Annotated in this window: 26 protein-coding genes; 11 read left to right on the top strand and 15 right to left on the bottom strand. The window is 62.5% G+C overall.

Annotated elements, in window-relative coordinates; all coding sequences use genetic code 11:
* Window positions 1-14: 14 nt before the first annotated feature.
* The 4 genes from AC0L2R_RS14660 to AC0L2R_RS14645 all read right to left on the bottom strand — a co-directional run bounded on the left by AC0L2R_RS14660 (window position 15) and on the right by AC0L2R_RS14645 (window position 4,335).
* Window positions 15-917: an ABC transporter permease gene (locus AC0L2R_RS14660; protein WP_128247498.1), complete on the bottom strand. Its 903-nt coding sequence runs from the start codon at window positions 915-917 to the stop codon at window positions 15-17.
* A complete protein-coding gene (locus AC0L2R_RS14655; RefSeq protein ID WP_027154064.1) occupies window positions 917-1,876 on the bottom strand; it encodes an ABC transporter permease in 960 nt (319 codons plus the stop codon). Before AC0L2R_RS14655 ends, AC0L2R_RS14660 begins: the two co-directional genes overlap by 1 nt.
* Window positions 1,877-1,958: 82 nt before the next feature.
* Window positions 1,959-3,545, bottom strand: a complete 1,587-nt coding sequence (locus tag AC0L2R_RS14650; RefSeq protein WP_473509806.1) for an ABC transporter substrate-binding protein — start codon at window positions 3,543-3,545, stop codon at window positions 1,959-1,961.
* A gap of 40 nt (window positions 3,546-3,585) precedes the next feature.
* Window positions 3,586-4,335 (bottom strand): FadR/GntR family transcriptional regulator, encoded by a 750-nt coding sequence (locus tag AC0L2R_RS14645; RefSeq protein ID WP_023801363.1) that lies wholly within the window; start codon window positions 4,333-4,335, stop codon window positions 3,586-3,588.
* Window positions 4,336-4,445: 110 nt separating this feature from the next.
* Between AC0L2R_RS14645 and AC0L2R_RS14640 the strand changes: the two genes are divergently transcribed.
* The 4 genes from AC0L2R_RS14640 to AC0L2R_RS14625 all read left to right on the top strand — a co-directional run bounded on the left by AC0L2R_RS14640 (window position 4,446) and on the right by AC0L2R_RS14625 (window position 8,212).
* The gene (locus AC0L2R_RS14640) at window positions 4,446-5,408 is read left to right on the top strand and encodes a Gfo/Idh/MocA family protein (protein ID WP_473509804.1); all 963 of its coding nucleotides are present in this window, start codon (window positions 4,446-4,448) and stop codon (window positions 5,406-5,408) included.
* Window positions 5,405-6,400 (top strand): Gfo/Idh/MocA family protein, encoded by a 996-nt coding sequence (locus tag AC0L2R_RS14635; protein ID WP_473509802.1) that lies wholly within the window; start codon window positions 5,405-5,407, stop codon window positions 6,398-6,400. Before AC0L2R_RS14640 ends, AC0L2R_RS14635 begins: the two co-directional genes overlap by 4 nt.
* A complete protein-coding gene (locus AC0L2R_RS14630; protein WP_473509800.1) occupies window positions 6,390-7,343 on the top strand; it encodes a dihydrodipicolinate synthase family protein in 954 nt (317 codons plus the stop codon). The genes AC0L2R_RS14635 and AC0L2R_RS14630 overlap by 11 nt, the downstream gene beginning before the upstream one ends.
* Before the next feature lie 98 nt (window positions 7,344-7,441).
* Window positions 7,442-8,212, top strand: a complete 771-nt coding sequence (locus AC0L2R_RS14625) for a TIGR01458 family HAD-type hydrolase (RefSeq protein ID WP_473509798.1) — start codon at window positions 7,442-7,444, stop codon at window positions 8,210-8,212.
* A gap of 39 nt (window positions 8,213-8,251) precedes the next feature.
* Here AC0L2R_RS14625 and AC0L2R_RS14620 read toward each other — a convergent pair whose 3' ends face one another.
* On the bottom strand, window positions 8,252-9,784 hold the full coding sequence (locus AC0L2R_RS14620) for an FAD-dependent oxidoreductase (RefSeq protein ID WP_473509796.1): 1,533 nt from the start codon (window positions 9,782-9,784) through the stop codon (window positions 8,252-8,254).
* 279 nt (window positions 9,785-10,063) lie between these two features.
* Between AC0L2R_RS14620 and AC0L2R_RS14615 the strand changes: the two genes are divergently transcribed.
* Together AC0L2R_RS14615 and AC0L2R_RS14610 are read left to right on the top strand one after the other, a co-directional pair.
* On the top strand, window positions 10,064-11,035 hold the full coding sequence (locus AC0L2R_RS14615; RefSeq protein ID WP_023801357.1) for an SDR family oxidoreductase: 972 nt from the start codon (window positions 10,064-10,066) through the stop codon (window positions 11,033-11,035).
* A gap of 88 nt (window positions 11,036-11,123) precedes the next feature.
* Window positions 11,124-12,836 (top strand): HAD family hydrolase, encoded by a 1,713-nt coding sequence (locus tag AC0L2R_RS14610; protein ID WP_473509794.1) that lies wholly within the window; start codon window positions 11,124-11,126, stop codon window positions 12,834-12,836.
* Window positions 12,837-12,998: 162 nt separating this feature from the next.
* On the opposite strand, the gene AC0L2R_RS14605 is transcribed toward AC0L2R_RS14610, so the two are convergent.
* Window positions 12,999-13,442 carry a TIGR02588 family protein gene (locus AC0L2R_RS14605; protein ID WP_473509792.1) on the bottom strand — a complete coding sequence of 148 codons (444 nt, stop codon included), beginning with the start codon at window positions 13,440-13,442 and terminating at the stop codon, window positions 12,999-13,001.
* Complete coding sequence (locus AC0L2R_RS14600) at window positions 13,439-14,227, bottom strand: TIGR02587 family membrane protein (RefSeq protein ID WP_473510082.1); 789 nt, start codon at window positions 14,225-14,227, stop codon at window positions 13,439-13,441. Before AC0L2R_RS14600 ends, AC0L2R_RS14605 begins: the two co-directional genes overlap by 4 nt.
* 226 nt (window positions 14,228-14,453) lie before the next feature.
* On the opposite strand from AC0L2R_RS14600, the gene AC0L2R_RS14595 reads away from it, so the two are divergent.
* Window positions 14,454-14,897, top strand: a complete 444-nt coding sequence (locus tag AC0L2R_RS14595) for a PPC domain-containing DNA-binding protein (RefSeq protein ID WP_473509791.1) — start codon at window positions 14,454-14,456, stop codon at window positions 14,895-14,897.
* Between the two features lie 42 nt (window positions 14,898-14,939).
* On the opposite strand, the gene AC0L2R_RS14590 is transcribed toward AC0L2R_RS14595, so the two are convergent.
* From AC0L2R_RS14590 to AC0L2R_RS14580, 3 genes are all read right to left on the bottom strand, one after another.
* A complete protein-coding gene (locus AC0L2R_RS14590) occupies window positions 14,940-16,214 on the bottom strand; it encodes a DUF763 domain-containing protein (RefSeq protein WP_473509789.1) in 1,275 nt (424 codons plus the stop codon).
* 149 nt (window positions 16,215-16,363) lie between these two features.
* Window positions 16,364-16,801: a GFA family protein gene (locus AC0L2R_RS14585; RefSeq protein ID WP_473509787.1), complete on the bottom strand. Its 438-nt coding sequence runs from the start codon at window positions 16,799-16,801 to the stop codon at window positions 16,364-16,366.
* Window positions 16,798-17,445 carry an alpha-ketoglutarate-dependent dioxygenase AlkB gene (locus AC0L2R_RS14580; RefSeq protein WP_473509785.1) on the bottom strand — a complete coding sequence of 216 codons (648 nt, stop codon included), beginning with the start codon at window positions 17,443-17,445 and terminating at the stop codon, window positions 16,798-16,800. Before AC0L2R_RS14580 ends, AC0L2R_RS14585 begins: the two co-directional genes overlap by 4 nt.
* Here AC0L2R_RS14580 and AC0L2R_RS14575 point away from each other — a divergent pair.
* The gene (locus AC0L2R_RS14575) at window positions 17,439-17,792 is read left to right on the top strand and encodes a KTSC domain-containing protein (RefSeq protein WP_306454976.1); all 354 of its coding nucleotides are present in this window, start codon (window positions 17,439-17,441) and stop codon (window positions 17,790-17,792) included. The two genes, AC0L2R_RS14580 and AC0L2R_RS14575, sit on opposite strands and share 7 nt — an antisense overlap.
* Before the next feature lie 60 nt (window positions 17,793-17,852).
* Here AC0L2R_RS14575 and AC0L2R_RS14570 read toward each other — a convergent pair whose 3' ends face one another.
* Complete coding sequence (locus tag AC0L2R_RS14570) at window positions 17,853-18,080, bottom strand: lipoprotein (RefSeq protein ID WP_245268702.1); 228 nt, start codon at window positions 18,078-18,080, stop codon at window positions 17,853-17,855.
* A gap of 177 nt (window positions 18,081-18,257) precedes the next feature.
* Here AC0L2R_RS14570 and ku (AC0L2R_RS14565) point away from each other — a divergent pair, with 177 nt between their 5' ends.
* On the top strand, window positions 18,258-19,127 hold the full coding sequence (gene ku, locus AC0L2R_RS14565) for a non-homologous end joining protein Ku (protein WP_473509783.1): 870 nt from the start codon (window positions 18,258-18,260) through the stop codon (window positions 19,125-19,127).
* 3 nt (window positions 19,128-19,130) lie between these two features.
* Window positions 19,131-21,680, top strand: a complete 2,550-nt coding sequence (gene ligD, locus AC0L2R_RS14560; RefSeq protein ID WP_473509781.1) for a DNA ligase D — start codon at window positions 19,131-19,133, stop codon at window positions 21,678-21,680.
* A gap of 32 nt (window positions 21,681-21,712) precedes the next feature.
* Here ligD and AC0L2R_RS14555 read toward each other — a convergent pair whose 3' ends face one another.
* Both AC0L2R_RS14555 and ku (AC0L2R_RS14550) read right to left on the bottom strand, forming a co-directional pair.
* Window positions 21,713-22,753 (bottom strand): ATP-dependent DNA ligase, encoded by a 1,041-nt coding sequence (locus tag AC0L2R_RS14555; protein ID WP_473509779.1) that lies wholly within the window; start codon window positions 22,751-22,753, stop codon window positions 21,713-21,715.
* A gap of 41 nt (window positions 22,754-22,794) precedes the next feature.
* Window positions 22,795-23,598 carry a non-homologous end joining protein Ku gene (gene ku / locus AC0L2R_RS14550; protein WP_473509777.1) on the bottom strand — a complete coding sequence of 268 codons (804 nt, stop codon included), beginning with the start codon at window positions 23,596-23,598 and terminating at the stop codon, window positions 22,795-22,797.
* Between the two features lie 217 nt (window positions 23,599-23,815).
* Here ku (AC0L2R_RS14550) and AC0L2R_RS14545 point away from each other — a divergent pair, with 217 nt between their 5' ends.
* Entirely contained in the window at window positions 23,816-24,520 is a 705-nt protein-coding gene (locus AC0L2R_RS14545) for a phosphoribosyltransferase (RefSeq protein WP_473509776.1), read from the top strand.
* 204 nt (window positions 24,521-24,724) lie between these two features.
* Here AC0L2R_RS14545 and AC0L2R_RS14540 read toward each other — a convergent pair whose 3' ends face one another.
* Both AC0L2R_RS14540 and AC0L2R_RS14535 read right to left on the bottom strand, forming a co-directional pair.
* Complete coding sequence (locus AC0L2R_RS14540; RefSeq protein WP_027154083.1) at window positions 24,725-24,940, bottom strand: hypothetical protein; 216 nt, start codon at window positions 24,938-24,940, stop codon at window positions 24,725-24,727.
* A 16-nt stretch (window positions 24,941-24,956) separates the two neighbouring features.
* Window positions 24,957-25,202, bottom strand: coding sequence for a hypothetical protein (locus tag AC0L2R_RS14535; RefSeq protein ID WP_473509775.1), 246 nt, complete (start codon window positions 25,200-25,202; stop codon window positions 24,957-24,959).
* Window positions 25,203-25,523: the final 321 nt, after the last annotated feature.

The raw sequence follows: 25,523 nt of genomic DNA, 5'->3' as shown, positions 1-25,523 counted from the left end.
CAAAAACCTTCAGGTCAGTTGAGATCGGAACGAGGGTCGAATGCATCGCGCAGGCCATCGCCGATGAAGTTGATGGCCAGCACGGTGAGCACGAGTACGGCGCCGGGAAACATCCATTGCCAGGGGTATTGCTCGAGCACCACGGTGGAGCGGGCGAGATTGAGCATGTTGCCCCAACTGGCTTCGGGCGGTGCGATGCCGAGGCCGAGGAAGGAAAGGCCGGCTTCGAGCAGAATTGCATTGGCGATCTGCAGCGTGGCGTAGACGACAAGAATGTCGATGCAGTTCGGCAGGCCGTGGCGGAACAGGAGATGCGGCAGCCCCGCCCCCATGCCACGGGCGGCGACGACGAAGTCGCGCTCGCGCAGCTCGAGCAGCCGGGCGCGCACCATGCGCGACAGCACCGGCCAGGAGAGCAGCGAGATCACCAAGATGGTCGGCGCGATGCCGGTGCCGGCGATCGAAGCGAGTACGAGCAGGAAGATCACCGGCGGCAGCGTCATTGCGAGGTCGACGAAGCGCATCACCGTGCCGTCGACAAGGCGCCCGCCGAAGCTGGCGACAGCGCCGACCAGGAAGCCGATGACGATCGAGATGGCGACCGAGCAGACGGCGACCAGCAGCGAGATCCGTCCGCCTTGCAGCAGCCGGGCCATGACGTCGCGGCCGACGCCGTCGCTGCCGAGCCAATGAATGGCGGACGGCCCCTTGTTGATCGCCCTGAGATCGATGGCGTTGGGGCTGAACGGCCACCACAGGGAATAGGTCGAGACCGCCAGCAGAATGGGGACGACGATAAGCAGACCGGCGCGCGCGGCACGATTTTCAAAGAACCGGCCGAGCGCGCGGCGAAGCGGTCCCTTGGTTTGCGGCCCGGCTGTCGGGTCGATTGTCGGAGCTGGTGCGGTGATCGTCATCACGACACCTGGATGCGCGGGTCGACGACGGCATAGACGATATCGGTCAGGAGATTGACCAGAATGACGCAGATGCCGATTACCAGAGTGGCGCCCATGATCACCGGGTAGTCCCTTGTGCCGACGGCGTTGACTAGCAGCAGGCCCATGCCCGGCCAGTTGAACACGCTTTCGAGGAAGATGGCGCCGCCGATCGCTATGCCGACCGTCGACCCGATCAGGGTGATGACCGGTAAAAGCGCATTGCGGGTTGCATGCTTGATGATCACCCAGAATTCGCGCACGCCCTTGGCACGTGCGGTCCGCACATAGTCCTGGTTGAGCACTTCCAGCAGCGACGCGCGCATGTAGCGCATGATCAGCGCGGCGTGTCCGATGGACAGCAGGCAGGCGGGCAGGACCAGGTGCGCGAGCACGTCCGCTACAGAAAAAGGCGCGCCGGCGGTCTGCATGCCGCCTGATGGCGCCCAGCGCAGCAGCACCGAGAAAAAGTACAGTCCCAGAAGTGCCGTCAGAAACGCCGGGCTGGAGATGCCGACGAAGGAAACCACCGACAGCGCGATGTCGGGCAGCGTGTTACGGCGGACGGCGCTGAAGATGCCGGCGGAAATGCCGAGCACGATGGCGATGGCCAGGCCGGTGCCCATCAACAGCGCGGTCGGGCCGATGCGCTCCATGACCAGCGGCAGCACGCCAACGCCGCTGCGCTGGATCGAATAGCCGAAGTCGCCGCCGAGCGCAGCGCGAAGCCAGGCGAGGTATTGCACGGGAAGCGGCTGGTCGAGCCCAAGCCGGTCGCGCAGGACTTCGAGGTCGGAAGCCGACATCGGGCTGGACGGATTGATATAAGCATCGATCGGATCGCCGGGCGCCAGCCGCAGAAGGATGAAGATGAGGACGCTCAGGGCGACCAGCATCAACAGTCCTGTAGCGCTGCGGCGGGCAATGAAACTCAGCATTGGCTGTCCGTGGCGATGGTGAGCGGAGCCGGCATCGTGCCGGCCCGTATCATTGGCGGGCCGGAATGGCCCGCCAGCCGTTTTACTGGATGTCCCAGCGTTCCGGGTGAGCCGCATAAGGACCGCCGCCCGGCGCCGGCGTCCAGACAAAGTCACGTAGCTTGTTGGAGGCTACGCCATAGCGGTTGGCCACCCATAACGTCGCCCAGGGCAGATCCTTGTTCATCACCTTGCAGACTTGCTGCCAGGATTGATCGATCTTGGCCGGATCGGTCTGGGCGAGCGCAGCGTCCAACGCGGCGCTGAGATCATCGAACTCGATGCGCATGGTGTTGAAGCCTGCCGGCGGAATCTGGGACTTGTTGAGACCCGGGCTGATGCCGGCCGGATTGGGACCGTTCTGCAGGCCCGCATAGACCATCGCAAACGCGTTCCAGTCCGGCGTGCCTTCCTTGTAGACGATGCCGTTATAAGTCGGCGTATCGACGACGCGCGGCACCACATTGATCCCGACCTCGGCCAGCATCGACTGGATGGCAGCCATCACGTTGGCAGCTTGCGGCGAGCCGTAATAGGTCAGCAAGGTGATCGGCTTGTCGCCGTTGATCTTGTCCCAGCCCGCCTCGGCAAGCAGAGCCTTGGCCTTGGCCGGATCATAGGCATAGGGTTCGAGACCTTCGGGAAGCAGGTGCGGCGCGACGTAGCCGCAATTGGCCGGTTTGGCCGCGCCGCCATAGAGGCTCTCGATGATGGCATTGCGATCGATCGCGTACATGATCGCCTGGCGCACGCGAAGATCCTTAAAGAGCTCGACCTTCTGGTTGAGGCCGATGTAGTTGACCACATAGGAGGCGCCCTCGATCACCTTGAAATTGCTGTCGCTCTTGAAGGTTACCGCGTCGTCGGGCTCGACATAGGTGAACTGGATTTCGCCGGCGCGCAGCGCCGCAACGGCCGCCGCCGGGCTCTCGAAATACCTGTTGATGAGCACGTCGACCTTCGGCTTGCCGCCGCGATAGTCGTCATCCGCGGCCAGTTCGACATATTGATCGCTGACATAGCGCTTGAACTTGAAGGGGCCGGTGCCGACCGGCGTCGTGGACCACCAGGTGCTCGTGGCCAGCGTTTCCGGCGGCATCGCGGCCAGGGCATGCTCCGGCAGGATCATCACCTGCGAGAGAATCGACAGGAAGGAGCCGTTGGGCTTCGACAATTTGACGACCACGGTGCGATCGTCCGGCGCGTCGACCGACGCGATGTCGCCGAGGCGCGCGGCAAACAGGCTGCCGGAGGCCTTGTTCCTGGCGAGCTCAAGCGTGAACTTGACGTCCTTGGATGTGAACGGCTTGCCGTCGTGCCAGCTCTCCTGGGCAAGGTTGAACGTGTAGGTCAGCTTGTCCTCGCTGACCTTGTAGTCCTTGGCCAGATCGCCTTCGAGTTCGGTCAGTTCGGCGTTGTAGATGACCAGCGGTTCAAAATAGGTGCTGAGCCAGGTAAAGCCGCCGGTCGCAGCCAACGGATTGAAGTTCTTGGGAAAGCCGCCGGGGCCGACATCGAAGCCTCCGGTGATGGTCTTGGCGCCCTGTGCCTGGACGCTGGTGGCAAGGCTGATGCCGCCGAGCAGCAGCCCGGTGATGGCCAGATGACGAGCTATAGTTCTGATGCGCATGGTTTCCTCCCTTGGCATTGTCAGGTAGTTCGGCGTTGGGTCAGGTAATCCGGTTTTTGGCGATCACTTGCTGAATACCCCTGTAGTGGTCGTCGAGGCGCTCGCGCGCCCGGTCGACGTCCTTGGCGGCGACCGCCTCGACGATCTCGTGATGGTCACGCCAGGTCGCCAGCGGCGTCGGATTGTCGAGGCTGGTGAAATTCGAGGCCTTGTTGAACGCCACCCAGAAGATGTCGATCAGCGCGCTCAACATGTGATTGTTTTGGCAGCGGAACAGCAACTGATGGAATTGCTGGTCCTCTTCGGCAAAGCTCTCCTGGCGCTCGGCGCGCCGCCGCATGCTTTCGGTCAGCTGGCGCAGCGCGGCGATGTCTTCGGCGCTGATCATCTCGATGGTTTTTGCGATCAGGCCGGTCTCAAGGACGCGGCGGATCTCGCGCAGTTCCTCGACGTCGCGCAGCGAATCCTGCAGGCCGTATGCCAGATTATCCAGCAACGGCTTGAACGAGAATTCCTTGACGAACACGCCGATGCCGCGACGCGTCTCCAGAATGCCGATCGACTCCAGCGCCTTGATCGCTTCGCGCACCGAGTTGCGGCCGACGCCGAGCCGCTGCGCCAGGAAGGTCTCCGGAGGCAAGGGGTCGCCCGCCTTGAGCTGGTTGCTCTGGATATATTTCCTGAGGCTTTCCTGCACGCTGACGTGAAGCAGCGGCGGTCGGGCCAGCGGTTCGATCGATTTTTGGTCCGGGTTCAACTTGGGTTCCGAGCTCAACTTGGGTTCCGGCATTTTTCTCCCAGCGCCGCTGCAATTGCGGCCGATGGCGCGTCGCAAAGCGGTCGATGATTGTAGCATAGCGACTTGTAGGATATCCTGCAAGCAAGAGGATTACACGCTGAATGAAGATCGTCCTGGCCGGCTCAAGCCATTGGCACGCCGAAATGCATCTCGACGCTGCACGTTTTTGCGGCGCCGAGATTGCCGGCATCTGGGATGAGGACGCGCAGCATGCGCGCGCCTTCGCGACGCGCCATCATTTGCCGTTCATCGCCGATTTTGCGAAAATCCTCTCCGGCCCGCCGGACGCGATCCTGCTGATGGGACACCCTTCGACGGTGCCGGCGCGGGCCCGTGCCGTGATCGAAGCCGGCATACCGCTGATCCTGGAAAAGCCGGCGGCCAGCAGCACCGCAGCGTTGGCCGCGCTCAGCGAGTTGGCGAGGCAGCAGCAGGCCTTTGTCAGCGTTCCCCTGCCCAACCGCTTTGGGCCGGCCGCCACTGCCTTTGAACGGCTGCGCAGCCAAGGCCGCGCCGGTGCGGTCGCGCATTGCCAGTTCCGGCTGGTCAATGGCCCGCCGCAGCGCTATGCGGCCGACGGCGTCGCCTGGGTGGCGATCGGCGGCGGCGGCGCGCTGAGGAACCTCGGCATACACGGCGTCAATGCCGCGCTCGGCCTGGCAACCGGCGCGCTCAGGCTAAAAACCGTTTCGATCGAGAACCGCATTCACCACGCCCCGGTCGAGGACCATGCGCTGCTTGTGCTGCAAGACGCTGCCGGAGCGTTGTTCGTCGTCGAGGCGGGATACACTTTCGCTTCGATGCGCCCCGGCGGCGATTTCGAATGGCGTATCGTCAGTGAGAATGCGACCCTCATCGACTATGGCGAGCGCGCCTTCTGTGCGACGCTCGACGATGGCGCTATCATCGAATTGCCGATCGAATTGCCGGCGACGCGCTACCGCCTGTGCATGAGCGACACGCTCGACCGGCTGGCTCGAAAAGCGCCGCCGGCGACTTCGATCGATGACTATGTTGCGGCGATGTCGCTGATCGACGCCGCGTATGAAAAGGCAGGACGATGATTGGAATAGGCATTATCGGAGCGGGCGATTTCGGTGCCGCCCATGCAAGGGCAGTCAGGCAGGTGCAGGGCCTGCATCTCGTTGCATCGTGCCGCGGGAATAACGATGCCCTGGCCGCCTTCACCAGCGAACATGGTGGTCGCGGCTACACCGACTGGCGCAAGCTGCTCGACGACAAGGATGTCGACGCTGTTCTCATCGCCAGCCCTCACCATCTCCATGCCGAAATGGCCATCGGGGCGTTGAACGCCGGCAAGCATATCATGCTGGAAAAACCGATGGCGCCGACGGCGGCGGCCTGCGATGCGATCAACGCCGCCGTGGCCGCCGCTGGCGTCAAGCTGATGGTCGCCCATCTCATGCATTTCGCGCTGCCTTGCATGGCGGCCAGGCAAATGCTTGAGCAAGGAATGCTCGGCCGGCCGCTCGTCGGATCGAGCTGGATCATCAAGCTGTGGATGGAGCACAATCGCCGCGACTGGCATCTGCGCAAGGCCACCGGCGGCGGCATGCTGTTGACGGCCGGCATCCATGCGCTCGACCGCCTGGTCTGGCTTATGGATGACGACGTCGTGTCGGTGAGCGCCATGCTTGGCGCCATGTCTCATGACCAGGAAGCCGACGACACTGCCCTGCTCGGACTGCGCTTCGCCGGCGGCGGGCTCGGCCAGGTGCAGAGCGTCGGCTATCGCAATGGGGCGGCCGGCTACGCCATGGACCTGGTCTGCGAGCAGGCAACGCTGCGCATCGACATGGACCGCGGCACGATGCTTGGCCGCGACAAGGCCTGGACCGACCTGCCCGGCTCGTTCGAGCCGAACTGGATGCATGCCGCGCTGGTGCGCGAATGGAGCGCGATGCGCGATGCCATTGCCGACGACAAGCCGGTGCCGGTCGACGGCGCCTATGGCCGCAAGATCATCGCCATCATCGAGGCCGCCTTTGCGTCGAACGAAACCCGCCGCGAGCACGAGATCGCCGGTGCGCGCTGAGCTCGACGACCACCTGAGCCACTTGCCCGCACACGTGCCGCGCGGCGTCTGGGGGGCGGTGATGCTGGCCATCGACGATCGCGGGGCAATCGACTGGGAAGCGACGGAGGAAACGATCGCGCGGCTCTGCGCATCAGGCGTCGACGGCATCTATTCCAACGGCACGGCCTGCGAATTCCACTGCCAGACCGAGCCCGAGTTCGACCGGCTTTGCGCCCTGGTGGCCGCGATTGCCGGCCGCGCGCGCCTGCCCTTCCAGATCGGCATCAGCCAGTCCAATCCGCGCGTCGCGCGCGAGCGGCTGATGCGGGTGTCGGCGCTTCGCCCGGCGGCGGTGCAATTCACCTTGCCCGACTGGTGGCCGCCCAGCGACGGCGAGGTCATGCGCTTCGTCGGCGGCCTGTGCGAGGCCGCGCCCGACATGCCGCTGGTGCTCTACAACCCACCGCATGCCAAGCGCCGCCTGACGCTCGAAGCCATCGCCAGGCTGCGTGCAGCGGTGCCGTCGCTGGTCGGCGCCAAGCTGCCGGGCGGCGACCCCGGCTGGTACGCCGACATGCGCCGCGAACTGCCGGGATTTTCGGTCTTCGTGCCCGGCCATACGCTGGCGACCGGATTTGCCCAGGGAGCGCATGGCAGCTACTCGAACGTCGCCTGCCTCAACCCCAAGGGCGCGGTACTGTGGTGGCAGACGATCCGCACCGACGTGGCGGCCGCTGCCGAGGTCGAGACGCGCATCCAGGCCTTTCTCGCCACCCACATACTGCCCTTTCGCGCTCGCTATGACGTCAGCGATGCGGCGCTCGACAAAGCGATGGCGGCGGCCGGCGGTTGGGCGCCGCTTGGCCCGCGACTGCTCTGGCCCTACAGCTCGGTTCCCGACGAGGTCATCGCGACGCTGGCCCAAGCCGCACGAACGGCCCTCCCCGGATGGTGGCAGTGATCTCGGCTAATCGCCTGTGCCTGCCCCCTGATCCAAGGGGAACAACCATGGCCTGTTCCGGATTTGACGCCTGACGGACTCGTGGTCATGCTGGACCGATGACAAGAGGTGTACTGCTGGACCTCGCAGGCGTCATCTATGATGGCGAGACCGCCATACCAGGCGGGATCGACGCCGTCGCGCGTTTGCGCCAGGCCGGCTTGGCCATACGCTTCATAAGCAATACCACGCGCTCGTCGAAACAGAGCGTTCTCGAACGTCTGCAGGCGATGGGGCTCGTCGTTACCAAGGCAGATGTTTTCACCCCGGCGCACGCTGCACGCGAATGGCTGCTTCGCAATGGCCGTGCGCCATATTTGCTGATTCACCCCGGCCTTGCGCCGGACTTTTGCGAACTGCCGGATCGCGACAAGCGCGCCGTCATCGTCGGCGATGCCGGAGACGCCTTCACCTATGCGGCATTGAATGACGCGTTCCGCGAGCTGAGCGCCGGGGCCGAATTGCTGGCCCTTGCCACCAACCGGACGTTTCGGGATGCCGACGGCGAGCTCAGCCTCGATGCCGGGCCATTCGTCGCGGCATTGGAATTTGCCTCGCTGAAACGCGCAACCGTTCTCGGCAAGCCCTCGCCGGCATTCTTTCTGTCGGCGCTGGCAAGCATGGACTGTCCGCCAGACCAGGCGATCATGGTCGGCGACGACGCCGAGGCCGACATAGCTGGCGCGCTGCGCGCCGGACTGTCGGGCGCATTGCTGGTGCGGACCGGCAAATACCGGCACGGCGACGAGAAACGGTTCGATCCGCCCCCGACCGCAACCGTCGCCGATCTCGCGGCGGCGACCGACTGGATCCTTGCGCGCCGGGACTGAACCGGCCGCACAGCGTGCGCTTCGCTCGAGATCTCCGGGCTAGGTCGTCTGGCGCTCCATTTCCACCTCGGCCCCCAGACTTTCGATGTCGCGGAAGATCGAAGCGACAGCCAGCGTGCGCCCTTCGCGCTTGAAGCGGAGCAGGCAATCCCTGGCAACGATGTCGCCATCGATCGCGATCTCGTCCCATTGCACGGCATGGCCGACATAGTTGATGGGAACATCGTAGTGCTGGCTCCAGAAGAACGGCACGGCGACGAACTTCTGGCGATGGCCGAGCATGTTGAGGGCCGCGGTTTGCCCCTGCCGCTCGGCAACCACCCAATGCTCGACCCGAATGTTCTGGCCACTGTGAGGATCCGGCCACCGCGCAATGTCGCCGGCCGCGAAGATGCCTGGTGCGCTCGTCTCCAAAAAGGCGTTTACCACGACACCGCGGTCAAGGGTGAGCCCCGCCGTTTCGGCAAGCCCTGTCCGCGGCCGCACGCCGATGCCGGCGACGACGAGATCCGCCGCCAGCGTGTCGCCACCGCTGAGTTTCACCTCGCTGGCGTCGATGCTGCTCGCAGTGTCCTCGAGATGGAATACGACACCATTCTCCTCATGCAGGGCGCGGATGAAGTCGGCCATTTGCGGACCCATGATCCGTTCCATGGGCCGTTTTTCCGGCGCCACGACATGAACTTCGATCGCGCGCGACCGCAGCGCCGCGGCAACCTCCAGGCCAATGAAACTGGCGCCAAGCACGACGGCGCGGCGCGCAGTCGTGGCTCGCTCGATGATCGCCTTGCAGTCTGCGAACGAGCGCAGCGTGTGAACATGTGGCTGGTCGGCGCCTTGTATGGTCAGGCGAACCGGTTCGGCTCCGGTCGCCAGGAGTAGCCGGTCGTAGGCAGTCCGGGCCCCGTCCGCGAGCACAACCTCGCCAGAACGTGCATCGATGCTGGCGACATCCGCATTGAGGCGCAGGTCGATGCCGTTCTTCGAATAGAAGCTTTCTCGGCGCAGCGGAATCCAATCCTCCGGTGCTTTGCCGGCGAGGTAGTCCTTGGAAAGATTGGGCCGATCAACCGGCGGCGCTTCGTCGTTGCTGAGCATGACAATGCTGCCTTGATAATGTTCGCGCCGCAGTGTTTCTGCCGCCGCGAAACCGGCGGCGCCGCCACCGACAATGACGATTTTTTCGGGAGCCTGGCTGGAGCCGCCAGGGCGCGGCTTGGACACCGTCCGATTGCGTTTCTCGCCCACGACTATCCGATCATCGCGTTGTTCCACCGACCAGCACGCGAGTGGACTGAAAGCAGGGGCGCGCAAGGCCTCGCCTGTACGCAAATCAAAACACGCGTGATGCCAGGGACACCGGACGGTGTCTTCCGCCACAAGACCGTCGACGAGCGGCCCGCCATAATGTGTGCATGTCGCGCCGATGGCGAAGATCTCGGCCCCGCGGCGCACCAGCAGCACCGGCTCATCGCCGCAATGGCCGAGGAGCTTTCCGCCGTCGGCAAGGTCGGATAACGCGATACCCTCGACCAGATCCGGCCCGGTTGGTTTGGCATGATCTTCAGCCATTTTCCTCTCCGTTGGCGCGATCCAGAAGATCGCCTGTACGGCCGACAAGCGGGAAATCGTCAGGTCACCAGCCTCGGAATACCTTCTGCTTGGCCAGCGCGCCTTCAGGTTCTCGGACACCGCTTGTGCCCAAACGTCCGGCCGCGTCATTCGTTGCCAGTTGCGCAGTACACGCCGTCGATTTCCTGGCGTTTGGATTCGTTGCCGAAGGAATGACGCCGTCGCGTAAACTTTTTCGCCGGACATGCGTTGTTCGTTCTCCAAGCCAAGGAGACAGCCATGCAGAGGAAATCGGAAATCGCCGGCGAGGCCGCCAAGCAACGCCACATCCAGCGCGGCATCGACGCCAAGGACAAAACGAAGGGCAACGGCAAGCAACAAGGCGCCATGCAGGCCGGAGCACGCAAATATCCCGAGCCGCCCTTTCCCGAGCAGCACCAGCCGAAGCCAGGGCATGAATGGGCGATAGAGCCGGCGCCGCTTTACGACGCGCCATTCTATATCGGATCAAAAAAGCTGGACGGCAAAGTGGCCGTCATCACCGGCGGCGATTCCGGCATCGGCCGAGCCGTGGCCGTGCTCTATGCGCGCGAAGGCGCCGATGTGGCGATCGTCTATCTGTGCGAGGACAAGGATGCTGAAGAAACGAAGAGGGCCGTCGAAGCCGAGGGCCGGCGCTGCACGCTGGTCAAGGCCGACGTCAGCGAACGCGACCACTGCCACAAGGCTGTGACTAAGGTGGTGAAGGAATTTGGCCGGATCGACGTGCTGGTCAACAACGCCGCTTTCCAGGTCCATTCCAGCGACTTCAGTGAGCTGACCGAGGAGCATTTCGACACGACGCTGAAGACCAACCTCTACGGCTATTTCCACATGGCGCAGGAGGCCGTTCCGCATATGAAGCCTGGTTCGGCGATCATCAACAGCGGCTCCATAACCGGCATCGAGGGCTCGAAGCAGCTGGTCGACTATTCGATGACCAAGGGCGGCATTCATGCCTTCACGCGCGCGCTGTCCGGCAACCTCATCGAAAAGGGAATTCGGGTGAACTGCGTGGCGCCAGGCCCGGTGTGGACCCCGCTCAACCCGTCGGACAAGCAAGCCGGCGACGTCTCGAAATTTGGCGCAGACACGCCGATGAAACGGCCGGCGCAACCGGAGGAAATCGCGCCGGCCTATGTGTTCCTCGCCTCGCCGCATTGTTCAAGCTACATCACCGGCGAGATATTGCCGATCATCGGCGGCTACTGAGAACGTGTCGCCCGCACTGCCTCGATCATCGTGGACCTCTCGCCTGTGGCGGAGGTAGCGGCGATCTCAGATATGAAATGGTCGACAGATGTATTTCATTGCCTTGGCGACGGACTATGACGGCACGCTGGCGCACGATGGGATCGTAGTCGAAAAGACGCTTGCAGCCCTCGAACGGTTCAAGAAAAGTGGCCGCAAGCTCATCCTCGTCACTGGCCGCGAACTGCCCGACCTCAAGCGGGTTTTTCCCGAACTCGGCGTGTTCGACAAGGTCGTCGCCGAAAATGGGGCGTTGATCTACACGCCTGCCAGCGAGGAAGAACGTGCGATCTCACCGGCGCCGGCGCCGAAATTTGTTGCCAGTTTGAAGAAACGCGGCGTCAAGCCGCTTTCAGTCGGACGGTCGATCGTCGCGACCTGGGAACCACACCAGGCAACAGTTCTTGAGGTCATCAAGGAACTCGGGCTGGAGCTGGAAATCATCTTCAACAAGGGCGCGGTGATGGTGCTGCCCACCGGCATCAACAAGGCAGCCGGGCTGGCAGCCGCACTTGAGGACCTCAAGCTGTCGCCACACAATGTGGTCGGTATTGGCGATGCTGAAAACGATCATGCGTTCCTGCGGGCCTGCGGCTGCAGCGTCGCTGTCGAGAACGCCCTTGCGGCGGTCAAGGATACAGCGGATCTTGTAACGCGCGGCGCACGTGGAAAGGGCGTCGAGGAACTGATCGAAAAGCTGGTAAAGCGTGATCGGGAATTTGTCCGAAAAGCCCGTGACGGCATCCTTCTCGGTTCGGTCGGCGGCGACGAAGTCTATCTGACGCCGACCGACACGGTTCTGATCGCCGGAAGCTCCGGCATCGGCAAATCCACCTTGGCCACCGCGCTGACGGAACGCTTCGTCGAGAACGGATTTCAATTCTGCGTTTTCGATCCGGAAGGCGACTATGATGGCCTCGAAGGCGCCGTCCGGGTAGGCGATGCCTCAAGCGAACCGACAAAGGCACAAGTGCTCGACCTGATCGAAAAGCCCGACACCAACGTGGTCGTCAACGGGCTGGCGTTGCGGGTCAACGAGCGACCAGGCTTCTTTGCCGACCTGCTCCCCGGTCTTGGCAATTTCCGCTACCGTACGGCGAGGCCGCATTGGCTGGTCATCGACGAGGCGCATCATCTTCTGCCCAGGAAGCGCGACGACACGCGCGCCATTCTGTCGTTGGAATTGCCGGGCACTGTCCTGATCACCGTTCATCCGGAAGCGATCTCGACCGACGCCCTGCGTCTGGTCACTGCCGTCATTGCGCTCGGTCCCAAGGCCAAGAATGTCATCAAGGCCTTTTGTCAGGAGACGGACACCAAGCCGCCAAAGGATATTCCCTCGCCAAAAGGCGAGCGTGTGCTGTTCTGGCGGCCGCAAGCCCGCAAGAAAATTGCCATGGTCAAAGCGATCGAGCCGCGCCAGTCGCTCAAGCGTCACAGCCGCAAATATGCAGAAGGTCAACTCGACGAGGCCGGCAGCTTCTATTTCAGAGGTCCCGACAACTCGATGAACCTCCGGGCCCACAACCTGATGATCTTCGCTCAGATTGCCGAGGGCATCGACGACAGAACCTGGGAGCATCACCTGCGCGCCGGCGACTATTCCGAATGGTTTCGCCGACAGATCAGGGACAAGGATCTGGCGCGCGAGACCGCCGAGGCGGAAAAGGACGAAATGCTCTCGGCGCAGGAAAGCCGCAAGCACGTTCTGGATGCGGTGCGTCGCCGTTATACGGCTCCTGCCACCGCCCCGGAGGAATAGAGAGGAATAGGGTGCGAAAGGATCGCCCACGCACATCATTCTCGGAGGCACCGGCCGTGTTGGTTCTCTGCAGCCATGTCGCTTTTACAGCAGGGCGAAGCAGTGGCCGGTTGACCGCGTCATCCACGCCGAGTTCCCTTTCATCCATGGCGTTTTGACTGGTCAGGGTTCACTGTATCCAATGGCAAAGAGGCGCAGGTCATAGGCCTCGGGATCGCGACGAAAGATCAACGCGCCCTTGCGTTGGGAATTCTGTGGGACATAGTCGAGCGTAGCGCTGCTATCCTCGACGACCTCATCGCCGTTGCGGAGCTCACCTTTGATCTCGACAGCAGCAACTGATTTCCCCGCCCTGTTTGCAGCGGCGAACTCGACCACGTAGCCCCCCTCGGTGACCGCGACGCCAAGCGGCTGCACAATGATCCGGGCGGTCCCATCGCGCGTGCTCACGCCATCGACGACAAGATAACTGAGCACCGCAAGCAGAACTGCCGAGCTTATCCCCGCCACGACCCACTCCGTGACGGAAGTCCCGGGTTTGCGTGTCTTTGCTTTGTTGTCGGACTGCTTCTGTTGCTTGTCGCCTTTTACGGGGTTCCTTGTCACAGAATGAGCCTCGCAACCGCCGCCCCGAGCGCGCCAGGAAACGACAGAACCACGACTGCACTGAGTGTCTCCGAAAAGCCGGCGCCATCGGTCCTGCCGAAGGTCCACAAGATGTAGAGGTTCACAAGCATCACCAGGACATAGCCGACGATCGCATAGCGAAAGAAGATGCTGACGAATCCAGCGCCTGGCTCGGGACTGTGCGAGCCGCGGAATTCGAACTCATAGACGAAGGCGTGCATGAGAGCGAGGGTGACCACCACCAGGGCGATTTCCTGCCAGGGCTCCATCTTGTAGGCGATGAGGACGACCTCTTCCGTCGGTGCGATGTTCACCGAAAGAAACAGCGCTCCGACCACCATCAGGAACAGCTCTCCGGTGTAGCCGGGCTCGGGAATGTCCTCCTCCTCCAACAAGCTCGGGCCGAGTTGCGCGCGTGCCAAGGATGCTCCGAGACTGCCTGGGACAATTTGCACCGCAATTTTGCCAATCACCTCCCGTAGCGGCATTTCGACGGTCACGATGCCGAAAATGAAAAACACCGCCGTAGCCGCCACAGCGGCCACAAGTATGGCCACAAAAGCATCGGCGATGCGGTCGCGGAGCGCCACCGTCTGGCGAAAGCCTCCGTACTTGTGCAGCAGCACCAGCATTGGCAGAGTGACAGCGAGGAACAGGGCGAGCCGCAGTGGGTGAAGGTGAAAGCCCAGCGCCCAGGCTTCCATGGTCATCAGCACCGGGACGGCGAAGATCAACGCTCCGGCAAAGGCACGCCCAAGACCAATCCAGAACTCACGCGGCGTTGGCGCATGCCTGACGATGATATCGGTTGGCGCCACGTCCGCTCCTCTGAGATAGCCTGCGAGGAACAATGCTTCCTGGGCAATCTTGTTCCGGCCACTGCATCTTCGCCACCTTCGAACGGCGCTATGGGAACTCGCCAGCCAGCTTTCCGTTCAACATCTCGATCGAATGACAACCCAAAGCCGACACAGCGTCTGGAGTGAAATCATGAAATCGCAGCTCGTCGCCGAAAGCGCCGGACAAAGGACGTTCGTTGTGGTGCTTGATCCCGGCGAGGAAGCGTTCGCGGCGCTCACATCTTTCGCTGTCGATAACGATATTGGCGGCGCCTCGCTGACCGCGCTCGGCGCCTTCGAAAAGGCGACTGTCGGCTGGTTCGACATCGAGGAAAAAACTTATCGGAAAATCCCGGTGCTGGAGCAGTGCGAGGTGCTCAGCGCGATCGGCGACATTGCGATCGGCGACGACGGCAAGCCCAGCCTTCACGTCCATGCGGTGCTCGGATTGCGCGACGGCAGCACGAAGGGCGGACATCTGCTCGATGGCATTGTTCGGCCTACACTCGAAGTCACTTTGGTGGAAACGCCTGGTCATCTGCGCCGCAGAAAACGTCCGGAACTCGGCATCGCCTTGATTGATCTGGATGCCTGAACACGGATCAGGCCAGGTCCGCTGAACTGCGTTCCGGTCCGATCATCCCTTTTGTTTGATTTGTTTAGCATCCGCGGGCGCCTCGGGTGCGGTCTCCCAGCCGCACACGCTGCGGCCGCCGAGCAGATGCGACTGATCGAACTCTCCGGCAACGATTTCCTTCAGACTGGGGCCGGTGACATAGCGTTCGACCTGTCGTGACTGGTCGTCGAGCCGCTTCAAGGCACCGATTTCTTCGTCGCGACCGAGCCTGGCCTTGTGGACGGCCGACTTCAGCACGCCGATCGTCTCGTCATAGACCTTCAGCGGCACGGGGAATGGATGCCTGTCCTTGCCGCCATGTGCCAGCGAGAAGCGCCCGGGATCGGAAAACCGGCATGGCGCGCCATGCAAAACCTCGGCGACCAGCGCCAGCGCCCGCACCGTGCGCGCACCGACGCCGGGGACCAGGAGAAGTTCGGAGAAATCGGCGGGGCCACGCTCGGCAGCCGCCGCCATGTTGCCATGAAGACGACGCATGACGACATCGCTTTCGCGAACGTCGTGGTGCGCCGGCATGACCAGGTGCGGCAGCATTGGCTGGTCGGGCTCCGGTGCGGCAGCCACGTCACGTTCGAGCGCCGCGAACTCCCTCAGAATGCGATCCGGTCCGAGATCCTGCAGCAGATCCAACTGTCCCTTGCGCGAGGCGTCGGCGCGGCGGTCGGTCAGGTTGACGATCTCGCCCTGGTTGGCGCCTTCGATGGCGGCATGCGGCTGGTCGACGAAACTCTTCAGGCCTTCGGACAGCCAGTGATAGCGGCGCGCCACCTTGCTGTCGCCGTTCATGCCCTGCTGCACCACGACCCAGTCGCCGTCATCGGTGACGATAAAGCCATGCAGATAAAGGTCGAAGCCGTCCTGGACGGCGGCGCTGTCAACCTTGGCGACGAGCCGGCTGGCCATTGCCAGGCCTGCTCCATCGAAGCCGACGCGCTCGCCGATGACGGCAAGCTCATGCGGGGTTTTGCGCGAATGCGCGCCGCGGCCGCCGCACACGTGAACACCGAGCTCGCCGGAGAGCGGAGCCAAACCACGTTTGAGGGCACCGATGACGCTGGTCGTGATGCCGGAGGAATGCCAGTCCATTCCCATGACGGCGCCAAACGACTGGAACCAGAAGGGGTGCGCCAGCCGGCGCAGCAGCTCTTCGCGTCCGTAATGGTGAATGATCGCCCCGCACATGACCGCGCCAAGGCGCGTCATACGGTCACCAAGCCATTTCGGCACGCGTCCGCCATGAAGTGGAAGGTCTGCGCTTCCCGATCGTTGTGCCAAATCTTGCTGCCTGTGCCGATCTATGCCTTGCGCTCAACAGATAGTATCGAAAGCGGCGTGAAGAAGCGATGATGCCGGTTCGTTTGGATTACAAACTGATCGCAATTCAATTCAGCTGGCCATTCGGGTAGCATCGGCGGCTTTGCCGGTTACCGGTCGGCCGGATTTCCGACCGCCGGATCGCGACGCCTTGAATATCTTCCCACACGCGGCAGATCGTCGCCGAATTCCACCCACGGCAGCTTCATGTCCCAATAGGCATGAGCCTGCGGCGCAAAGCGCTCGGGGTGGTCGAAGAAGCCGATCGTTAGATAAAGTTCCTCGGGAAGCCCCTGGTCGAAGTAGGCTATGGATGTCCCGCAATCGGCGCAGAAGGTGCGGAGCACGCCTCGGGTCCTTGAGAATTTTTTTGGCGTGCCGGTGAGCAATCTGAATTGGGCCGGCCGATAGCCGACCCAGACGGTCAGCGGGCTGCCTATCGCCTTGCGACAATCGTCATCGTGATCGGAGCAGATCCAGAACGGGTCACCATGCATGTCAGCACTTATCGAACCGCAAAAACAGGAGCCGGTCTCGATTCTGGTCATCGAACTATCGCTTCTGATCGAGGCGACCGTTGCGGCCGCAGGGTCCGCAGGGTGATCGAATAGCGGTGCGCGGCAACCGGCGGGATGCTGTGCTCCCATTCGGTGCGCGCCGGACCCGTCATCAGGTAAGCCGACCTTGGCTCGAGGGTGATGGTCTCGCGAGCCCATCTCGTGCCGTTCTTCCGGCGGAGCCTAAAGCTGCATGGCGCAAGAAGAGAAACGCCGGCCACGGCATCGAACTGCGGCTTGTCGCGATGCCAGCCGATACCCGCGCCGGGCCGGTACTCGTTGATCAAGACCTGCACGAAAGCATCGGCGGGCAGCCGCGCAAATGCTGCCACCTTGTCTCTGAGCGGCATCAGAAAAGCAGGGATCGGCTGCGCCTCGACGACCTTGCGTTGGTCAAAATCGTAGCGCTGGCCAAAACCAACGACGCGACGGTTTGCGAGATGGCCATGAAAGTCGAAAGGCTGGAAGGAGAGACTTTCGAGCTGGCGCACCAGTTCAGCCTCTTCCTCCGCCGTGATCAGCTCCGGCTGGTAACAAAATCCTTCCGGCAGGTCGTCACGTGCCTGAAAGTCGGGCGCGAGAAACAGGTCGCCTTGTCCGGCGAATTGCGGCTGCCTGGTTTTGAGCGATGGCATCAACCCTAATTGGTGAAGCCGGCCCGTGGCGGCAAGGCCTTGGGGCCCGCCGGATCATTGCCTCCACATGCGCGAGATGGAACCCGGATTGCCGGGGCGGGTTATTGCCCAGGCGCGTCGAGTGTTGGGAAATGCCTTCAACTGTTATCCAAAGCATCAATTACGACCCGGCGACGAGGACCCTCTCCGTATGGTTTGTCCCAAGCGGAAATCGCTACGATTTCAACGACGTGCCGCCGCAAACTTATGCGGCATTCCGCAAGGCCTGGTCAAAAGGCCGGTTTTTCAACGCCTTCATTCGCGACCGGTATAGCTACCATCTGGTCGAACAGAGCCCGTCGGGATGAGATCTTTTGCCCTTGTCGCGCGTAATGCATCCGGGAGAATCCGGTCGGTCGGCCGATCCCTCATTGCGCGGGCGGCGTTCCGGGTTGATCGCCGCCCGTGGTCGTCTTCGGCGTCGGGTCCTTGTCGACTTCGGGATTTTGATCGACGGTGTTGGTGTTGCTCTGGGTCGGCTCAGTGCTGCTGGTGCTGCCCTGTGTCGGCTCGGCCTCGTTGCTGCAACCCGCCAGAGCCAGAGTCGCCACCAGCGCCGACAAAAACGACAGTCTCCTCATGGATAATCCCGTCATGGCCAACCGCTCCCTTGCTGCTCGACAACGACGGGTGGTGAATTTGGTTGCAGCGGAATGGCTTGTCTGCTGGCCCAGGACCCTTCTGATCATCGCAGAGCAGGCGCCAAAGGAACAAATCTCGGCGCCGCCACGTTGCATTTCCTGTGTAACGCTTGTGACAGTGAGGCTATCGTCTTGGCGCCGAGAGCAAATTGGAAGGGTTTTCTGAAAATCGGAGAACTCAGCTGCCCGGTGGCGCTCTATACGGCTGCCTCAACCTCCGAGCGGATCGCCTTCCACACGATAAACCGCGCCACCGGTCATAGGGTGCATCGCGCCTTCGTCGACAGCGATAGCGGCAAGCCGGTCGAGAAGGACGACCAGGTCAAAGGCTATGAGATCGGCTCGAGTGAGTACGTCGCGCTCGAACCCGATGAGGTCGCAGCCGCTGTTCCCGAGAGCGACAAGACGCTGTCGGTCTCGGCCTTCATCGGCTGTTCCGATGTCGACGACGTGTATTTTGACAAGCCTTATTACCTGGCCCCGTCGGACAAACACGCGGAGGAAGCGTTTGGGCTGATCCGCGAAGGCATGCGCAGGAAGAAAGTCGCCGCCATCGCCCAGACCGTCCTGTTTCGGCGCGTCCGGACCCTGCTCGTCCGCGCCTATGACGAAGGCCTGGTCGCAACGACGCTGAATTTCGATTACGAGGTGCGCTCGGCGGAGGAGGCTTTCGACAACATCCCCGACTTGAAGATCGAGGGCGAGATGCTCGAACTGGCCGAACACATCATCAAGACCAAGAAAGGCAAATTCGATCCGACCAAATTCGACGACCGTTATGAGGCGGCGCTGGCCGAGCTTGTGAAGGCAAAGCTCGAGGGCAAGAAGATCGCCGTTCCGAAGCCGGCCAAGCGGGAGAGGGTCGTCGACCTTATGGATGCGCTGCGCCAGAGTGCCGGCGTTGGCGGGAAGCAGCCCTCGACAAGAAAGCCCGCGGCAAAGTCAAAGCCAGCGCGCCATGCCAAGGCGAAGCAGACAGCGCCGCGTCGGAAGGCCGGCTGACCGATGGCGCTCGAGACCTACCGCAAGAAGCGCAATTTTTCCGTTACCCCGGAGCCGCAGGGCCGCAGGGCGCCGAGGACCGGCAACAGCTTCGTCATACAGAAGCACGATGCCACCCGGCTCCATTATGATTTTCGTCTCGAAATGGACGGCGTCCTGAAGAGCTGGGCCGTCACAAAAGGGCCGAGCCTGATCCCCGGCGAGAAGCGTCTTGCCGTCCACGTCGAGGACCATCCTCTGGAATATGGCAACTTCGAAGGCACAATCCCGAAGGGCGAGTATGGCGGCGGCACCGTCCTCCTTTGGGACAGAGGCACCTGGACGCCGATCGGCGACGCGCATCGCGGCTATGCGAAAGGCCATCTCGATTTCGAACTTCACGGCGAGAAGCTTGGCGGCCGCTGGCATCTTGTGCGGATGGCCGGAAAGCCCCGGGAGAAGCGCGAGAACTGGCTGCTGATCAAAGGCGACGACGACGACGCGCGCACCGAACGTGATCCCGACATTCTGGACGAGCGGCCGGAATCCGTCGCGACCGGCCGCAAGATCGACGACGTCGCCGGCGAAGAGCCCGGCTGGTCGTCCAAGACAGGCCGCATTCGCAGGCGCCGCGGCGGCAGCACCAGGCCAGCTCCAGCGGAAGTGGCCCCCGCCACTGTCAGCGTTCCCGAACCGTCAAAGATAAAGGGCGCCAAGAAGGCGGCGCTTCCCGATTTCGTCGAGCCGACGCTAGCGACCCTGGTCTCGTCAGCGCCGTCGGGCGAGCGCTGGCTGCACGAGATCAAATTCGACGGCTACCGGCTACAGGCCAGGATCGAAGCCGGCCGCGTCAAACTGTTGACGCGGAGCGGTCTCGACTGGACGAAGAAATTCGGCAAGGCGGTCGTTTCGGCGCTGGCCGATATCCCTGTCGGGACGGCACTGATCGACGGTGAACTCGTGGTCGAGACGTCAGCCGGCGCATCGGATTTTTCCGCGCTGCAAGCCGATCTCAGCGAGGGCCGCAGTGATCGCTTTCACTTCTACGTCTTCGACCTGCTTCATCTCGACGGCTACGATCTGCGCGACGTTGCCTTAATCAAGCGCAAGGAATTGCTGGAAAAAATCATCGGCAGTAACAGCGGCATCATCAGCTACAGCGGCCATTTTGAGGAGGACGGCGCCCTGGTGCTGCGACATGCCTGTCGGCTGAGCCTGGAAGGCATCGTCTCCAAGCTTCGCGATGCGCCCTACCGCGCCGGCCGCAGCAAGAACTGGGTGAAGTCGAAATGTTCGGCGCGGCAGGAATTTGTCGTGGCCGGCTTTATCCCCTCGACAACCTCGCGCAAGGCGATCGGTTCGCTTGTCCTGGGTGTCTATGACCACGGCAAGCTTCATCATGTCGGGCGCGTCGGCACCGGCTACACAGCGGCGGTCGCCGAGAGCCTGTTCAAGAAGCTCGAGCGGATGCGCGTTCCGTCGAGCCCGTTCGACGAGCGTCTGAGCGCCGAGGAGGCTCGGCAAGTCCGCTATGTCAGGCCGGATCTCGTCGCCGAAGTCGAGTTCCGGGCGTGGACCGCCGACGGCAATCTGCGCCACGCCTCGTTCCGCGGATTGCGCGAAGACAAGCCGGCGAAGGAGATCGTGCGCGAGACGCCGAAGACGAGCAAGGCAGCGCCCCAACCTCAGCGCCGGACCGTCAAGCTTACTCATCCCGACCGCCTTTACTGGCCGGACGAGGGCGTGACCAAGGAAGGTCTCGCCGACTATTATGCCGAGGTCTGGCGCTATGCGTCGCCCTACATCGTCGGCCGAGCGCTGGCGCTGGTGCGATGTCCCAACGGGATTTCGGGCGAGCAATTCTTCCAGAAGCATGCCTGGAAGGGGCTCAACACGAACATCGTACTGGTCCACGACCCCAAGGATCCGCCCGACGAGCGGCTGATCAGCATCAATGATCTCGACGGGCTCGTCGGCCTGGTCCAGTCGGCGGCGCTGGAGATCCACCCCTGGGGCTCGACGGTGAGCGATTGGGAGCGTCCGGATACGATCATCATGGATCTCGACCCCGGCGAGGGCGTGAGCTGGGAGGCAGTGCTCGAAGGCGCCGTCGAGACCCGCGACCGGCTGAAGGATGCAGGGCTTGTCCCCTTCATCAAGACCTCCGGCGGCAAGGGTCTGCACGTCGTGGCGCCGTTGAAGCCGAAAGCCGAATGGCCAGAAGTAAAAGCCTTTACCAAGGCGATTGCCGACTCGATGGCCGCCGACAGTCCCAACCGCTACGTCTCGACCATCACCAAATCGAAACGACGCGGGAAAATCCTTGTCGATTATCTGCGCAACCAGCGTGGTGCGACCGCGGTCGCAGCCTATTCGACAAGAGCACGACCGGGTGCAGCGGTGTCGATGCCGCTTGCCTGGGACGAACTCGGCCCCAGCATCGGACCGGCCTATTTTACCGTCGAGAACACGCCAACGCGGCTTGCCTCGCTGTCGTCGGATCCCTGGCAGGATTTCCACGCGGCCGCAGCGCCAATCGAAGACCGCGCAAAGCGGCGCAAGAAAGCGGCTTGAGACGGCACTGCGAAGCGCATGCATCGGAATAGTCAGGCGATTTGCTCGAACGTGCATTGCTCCGGAGCCTTGTCCGGCCGCCAGCGCAGGAACTTGGTGCCGTGGCGGAAACGGTCGCCGGTGACGTGATCGAAGCGTACTTCGACCACCAGTTCGGGCCGGACCGGCTCCCATTCGCCGCTGCGCTCGGTGCTCCAGCGGCTCGGCCCGCCCGGCGCCTTTCCGGTGAAGCCGGGTGGCTCGCGCATGGCTTGGAGCCTGCGGGTAAGCTCGGCCCTGTCATCCTTGGCAATGGTCGAGGTGAACCCGACGTGATCGAGCTTGCCGGCCTGGTTGTACAGACCCAGCAACAGAGAGCCGACCTGCGGGCTGTTGCTGAGATAGCGAAAGCCGCCGACCACGCAATCGGCCGACCGCAATCGCTTTACCTTGACCATCGCGCGTACCCCCGGTTGGTACGGACCGTCCAGCCGCTTGGCGACCACGCCGTCTGTCGCCCCATGTCCGGCATCCCCTAACCAGGAGCGGGCTTCCTTCACATCGCGCGTGCAGTGCGAAAGCACGATGTTCCTGCGATTTGCCGAAGCGACGAAAGCCTCAAGGATCGCTCGCCGTTTTTTCAGGGTCCGCGCCAACCAGACGGTTCCGTGCTCATCGCAGAGCATGTCGAACAGGACGATGCGAGCCGGGGTTTCGGCGGACAGCTTGCGGATCCTGCTCTCGGCGGGATGAAGCCGCATCTGGAGTGCGTCGAACGAAAACTTGCCGTCGACCGAGATGACTATTTCACCGTCGACGACAAAACGGCGCGACGGCAGTTCCTTCAATGTCGCGACGAGTTCGGGAAAATACCGTCCGAGCGGCTTGCCTGACTTTGCGCGCAACTCCACCGCATCATCCTGCCGGAATGCCAGGCAGCGAAAACCATCCCATTTGCGTTCGTATTGCCATCCGTCTCCTTCGGGAATCGCATCGGCCGCCTTTGCCTCCATCGGAGGCGTATCGAGCGGCAGGAGGAAATCGCTGGATCGGCGGGTGCTGTCGAAAGCAGGATCGCGGGGTATGACCTTCATTGTGCTGCCTTTGTCCCCCAGCCCAGCCTGCTCCCAGGCGCTTATTTCCGCTTTCCGGCCTCCGAGCCGATGCTCTTGCGCAGCGCATCCATGATGTTGATCACGTTGCTGGCCGGTTGCTCGGCCTTGGCCTTCGCCTTGGCCGGACCCTTCTTGCCCTTCTTCTTCGAGGCAATGATCTCCAGCAGCCGCGCCTGGACGGGATCTCCAGTCATGGCGGGATCCCACTGCCTGGTTCGCTCATCGATAAGGGTCGAAACCATATCCATCAGTTTCGGGTCGGGTTTGACGTCGTCGATCTTGCCGAAATAAACCTCGGGGTCGCGAACCTCGTCGCCATAGCGCAGTGTCCACAGCACGATGCCCTTGCCTCGTGGTTCAAGCATGACGGCGCGTTCGCGGCGGTACATGACCAATCGCGATATTCCGACCGTCCCCGTCGATTGCATCGCGTCGCGAATGACCGAGAATGCCTCCTCCCCAACCGGGTCGTCAGGGGTGAGATAGTGCGGCTTGTCGTACCAGATCCAGCCGATGCTGTCGGCATCGACAAACATGTCGATATCGATGGTGCGCGTGCTCTCGAGCGCAACCGCTTCGATCTCGTCGTCCTCGAGCAGGACGTACTCGTCCTCGCCGCGCTGGTAGCCCTTCACCTCGTCGTTTTCAGCAACGGGCTTGCCGCTGACGGCATCGACATATTGGCTGACCACCCGATGCCCGCTCTTGCGATTGAGCGTATGGAACCGGACCTTCTCGCTCTCGGTGGTTGCGGGCGTCATCGCCACCGGACAGGTCACCAGCGAAAGCTTCAGATAGCCTTTCCAGAAAGGACGTGGCGCCATCGAGCACCCCCGGCAGGAGTAAAACAGTCGAACGCAGCAGGGCGATCGATTGTTCCAGCAGCTTTTTTTGCGAACCGGGGGCCAATCGCATGGTTCGGCAATTTTTGCCAAGGGTTGATGAAACAATTTGCCCGCAATCGCCGTTTCCCCAGCAAGCTGAATTTGGGCGAGGCCTGAGCAGCACCACGCCAGGGTTTCGACCTTGGAGGTGAAGACCATGGGCTTTGACGCCTTGAGGTTCAAAGATCGAACGGATGCGGGGCGCCAGCTTGCCGCCGATTTGGCCAGGTTCGCGGCAACCGATCTACTGGTGCTGGCGCTGCCGCGCGGCGGCGTGCCGGTTGGCTTCGAAGTGGCGAAGGCACTCGGTGCCCGGCTCGACGTGCTGCTTGTGCGCAAGATCGGCGCGCCGGGCCATTCCGAATATGGCATCGGCGCGGTCGTCGACGGGGAAAATCCGCAGCTCGTCCTCAACGAGGAGGCGATGGCTTTGGTCCGGCCGTCAGACGAGTACGTCGAAGCAGAGAAGCGGCGGCAACTGCTGGAAATCGAACGTCGCAGAACCCTCTATCTCGGAAGCCGGCCTGCGGCTTCGGTCCTGGGCCGGACCGTCATCGTCGTCGATGACGGCATTGCGACCGGAGGCACGGTCAGAGTGGTGCTCAAGGCGCTAAGAAAGGATCGCGCCGCGCATGTCGTCCTGGCCGTCCCGGTCGCACCCCGGGACACGCTGGACCTCATCAAAGCCGATGTGGACCAAGTGGTCTGTCTCGCCACGCCTGAGCCGTTTGTTGCGGTGAGCCGGTATTATGAGGATTTCGAGCAGACCACCGACGCGGAGGTGATCCGGCTGCTGCGTGAGGCGGAGCAGTTTGAGAGCAAATCGTCGACGCGATCTGCCGAAGGAGCACGCCACGGCTAGCAAGGACCGACAACCGATGGAGATCGTCGAGCGCGGCGATATTTCTGCGCGAACTCAAAATGACCAAATCGTGCCATCCGATAGAACCGCTCTTCAGTGGCGAATGGGCCTGAGCCATACGGCCCCTCCCCTTGCGCTCGCAGCCAACCTGAAGCGCGGCCCCGGTCAGGGCCGCGCCACCGCGCGCCAGCGGCGGTTGAGCCGTCAATCGCGCAAACGATTGGCAGCGTGATCCTGGCGCTGCTCAGTCGCGATCTGCCTGGAATCCAGACCGCGTTGCTTCGTGTGCTGGGCCTTGTCGCGGTTGGACAGGACTTTGTTTTCCTCGAGCTTGTCCTTTGGGGTGGTGGTCATGGCGCCTGCACCGGAACCCTTTCCCCGTGCACCCGCTCCGATGTGCTTCTTGCTACCTTTTGCCATAGGCTTGCTCCAATTCTTAGTCGTCGGGACGGTTCTTGTGATGAACGCTCTGCTGGTTTTCTCCGCGAAGGATGTTGCGATCGTCAGGGTCAACGAGGTCGGGTGTCTTGGACCTGATTTCCGACCCCTTGCGCAGCGCTTCACGTTCCGCTGCTGATCGCTTCAGGTCAGCCTCTGCGTCGAAATCCTTGCCGGCGCCCTTCGTGTTCTCCCGCTTTTCAATGATGCGCACTTGCTGCTCATGGGTTCTGCGTCCAGCCATTGGTTTCCTCCAAGGTGCCTTGCGTTCGATTTTTTGAGGCCCAGATCGCTGGCGGAACCGTCCACTTCCGGTGATTGCAGTTGGCCACGGTCCTTGCCGAAGCGGACCAATCGTGCGCCACCCCGATCTGAGCCTGTCCTTATGGCGATAATGGCAGGGCGGCGGGATCGTTCCGAGATGGCGGCCGAATAAACCGTCTATTCGCTCATCTGCTCCGGGCTGCTATCCGCATTTGCCATGATCCGTCAGTCTTTCTCCCCGCGGTGTTCCGATGGAACATCAGAGCATCTCCGTTGTTCGGCGACTGATCGCCTATGTCCA

The organism is Mesorhizobium sp. WSM4820 (assembly GCF_055811075.1).
Note: the sequence above shows the minus strand (reverse complement) of the source record. Positions and strands in the feature narration are given on the sequence as shown.

Coding starts and splice junctions, on each gene's coding strand:
- AC0L2R_RS14660 (WP_128247498.1), bottom strand. CDS start 917: ATGACGATCACCGCACCAGCTCCGACAATCGACCCGACAGCCGGGCCG.
- AC0L2R_RS14655 (WP_027154064.1), bottom strand. CDS start 1,876: ATGCTGAGTTTCATTGCCCGCCGCAGCGCTACAGGACTGTTGATGCTG.
- AC0L2R_RS14650 (WP_473509806.1), bottom strand. CDS start 3,545: ATGCGCATCAGAACTATAGCTCGTCATCTGGCCATCACCGGGCTGCTG.
- AC0L2R_RS14645 (WP_023801363.1), bottom strand. CDS start 4,335: ATGCCGGAACCCAAGTTGAGCTCGGAACCCAAGTTGAACCCGGACCAA.
- AC0L2R_RS14640 (WP_473509804.1), top strand. CDS start 4,446: ATGAAGATCGTCCTGGCCGGCTCAAGCCATTGGCACGCCGAAATGCAT.
- AC0L2R_RS14635 (WP_473509802.1), top strand. CDS start 5,405: ATGATTGGAATAGGCATTATCGGAGCGGGCGATTTCGGTGCCGCCCAT.
- AC0L2R_RS14625 (WP_473509798.1), top strand. CDS start 7,442: ATGACAAGAGGTGTACTGCTGGACCTCGCAGGCGTCATCTATGATGGC.
- AC0L2R_RS14620 (WP_473509796.1), bottom strand. CDS start 9,784: ATGGCTGAAGATCATGCCAAACCAACCGGGCCGGATCTGGTCGAGGGT.
- AC0L2R_RS14615 (WP_023801357.1), top strand. CDS start 10,064: ATGCAGAGGAAATCGGAAATCGCCGGCGAGGCCGCCAAGCAACGCCAC.
- AC0L2R_RS14610 (WP_473509794.1), top strand. CDS start 11,124: ATGTATTTCATTGCCTTGGCGACGGACTATGACGGCACGCTGGCGCAC.
- AC0L2R_RS14595 (WP_473509791.1), top strand. CDS start 14,454: ATGAAATCGCAGCTCGTCGCCGAAAGCGCCGGACAAAGGACGTTCGTT.
- AC0L2R_RS14585 (WP_473509787.1), bottom strand. CDS start 16,801: ATGACCAGAATCGAGACCGGCTCCTGTTTTTGCGGTTCGATAAGTGCT.
- AC0L2R_RS14575 (WP_306454976.1), top strand. CDS start 17,439: ATGGCATCAACCCTAATTGGTGAAGCCGGCCCGTGGCGGCAAGGCCTT.
- AC0L2R_RS14580 (WP_473509785.1), bottom strand. CDS start 17,445: ATGCCATCGCTCAAAACCAGGCAGCCGCAATTCGCCGGACAAGGCGAC.
- AC0L2R_RS14570 (WP_245268702.1), bottom strand. CDS start 18,080: ATGACGGGATTATCCATGAGGAGACTGTCGTTTTTGTCGGCGCTGGTG.
- ligD (WP_473509781.1), top strand. CDS start 19,131: ATGGCGCTCGAGACCTACCGCAAGAAGCGCAATTTTTCCGTTACCCCG.
- AC0L2R_RS14555 (WP_473509779.1), bottom strand. CDS start 22,753: ATGAAGGTCATACCCCGCGATCCTGCTTTCGACAGCACCCGCCGATCC.
- ku (WP_473509777.1), bottom strand. CDS start 23,598: ATGGCGCCACGTCCTTTCTGGAAAGGCTATCTGAAGCTTTCGCTGGTG.
- AC0L2R_RS14545 (WP_473509776.1), top strand. CDS start 23,816: ATGGGCTTTGACGCCTTGAGGTTCAAAGATCGAACGGATGCGGGGCGC.
- AC0L2R_RS14540 (WP_027154083.1), bottom strand. CDS start 24,940: ATGGCAAAAGGTAGCAAGAAGCACATCGGAGCGGGTGCACGGGGAAAG.
- AC0L2R_RS14535 (WP_473509775.1), bottom strand. CDS start 25,202: ATGGCTGGACGCAGAACCCATGAGCAGCAAGTGCGCATCATTGAAAAG.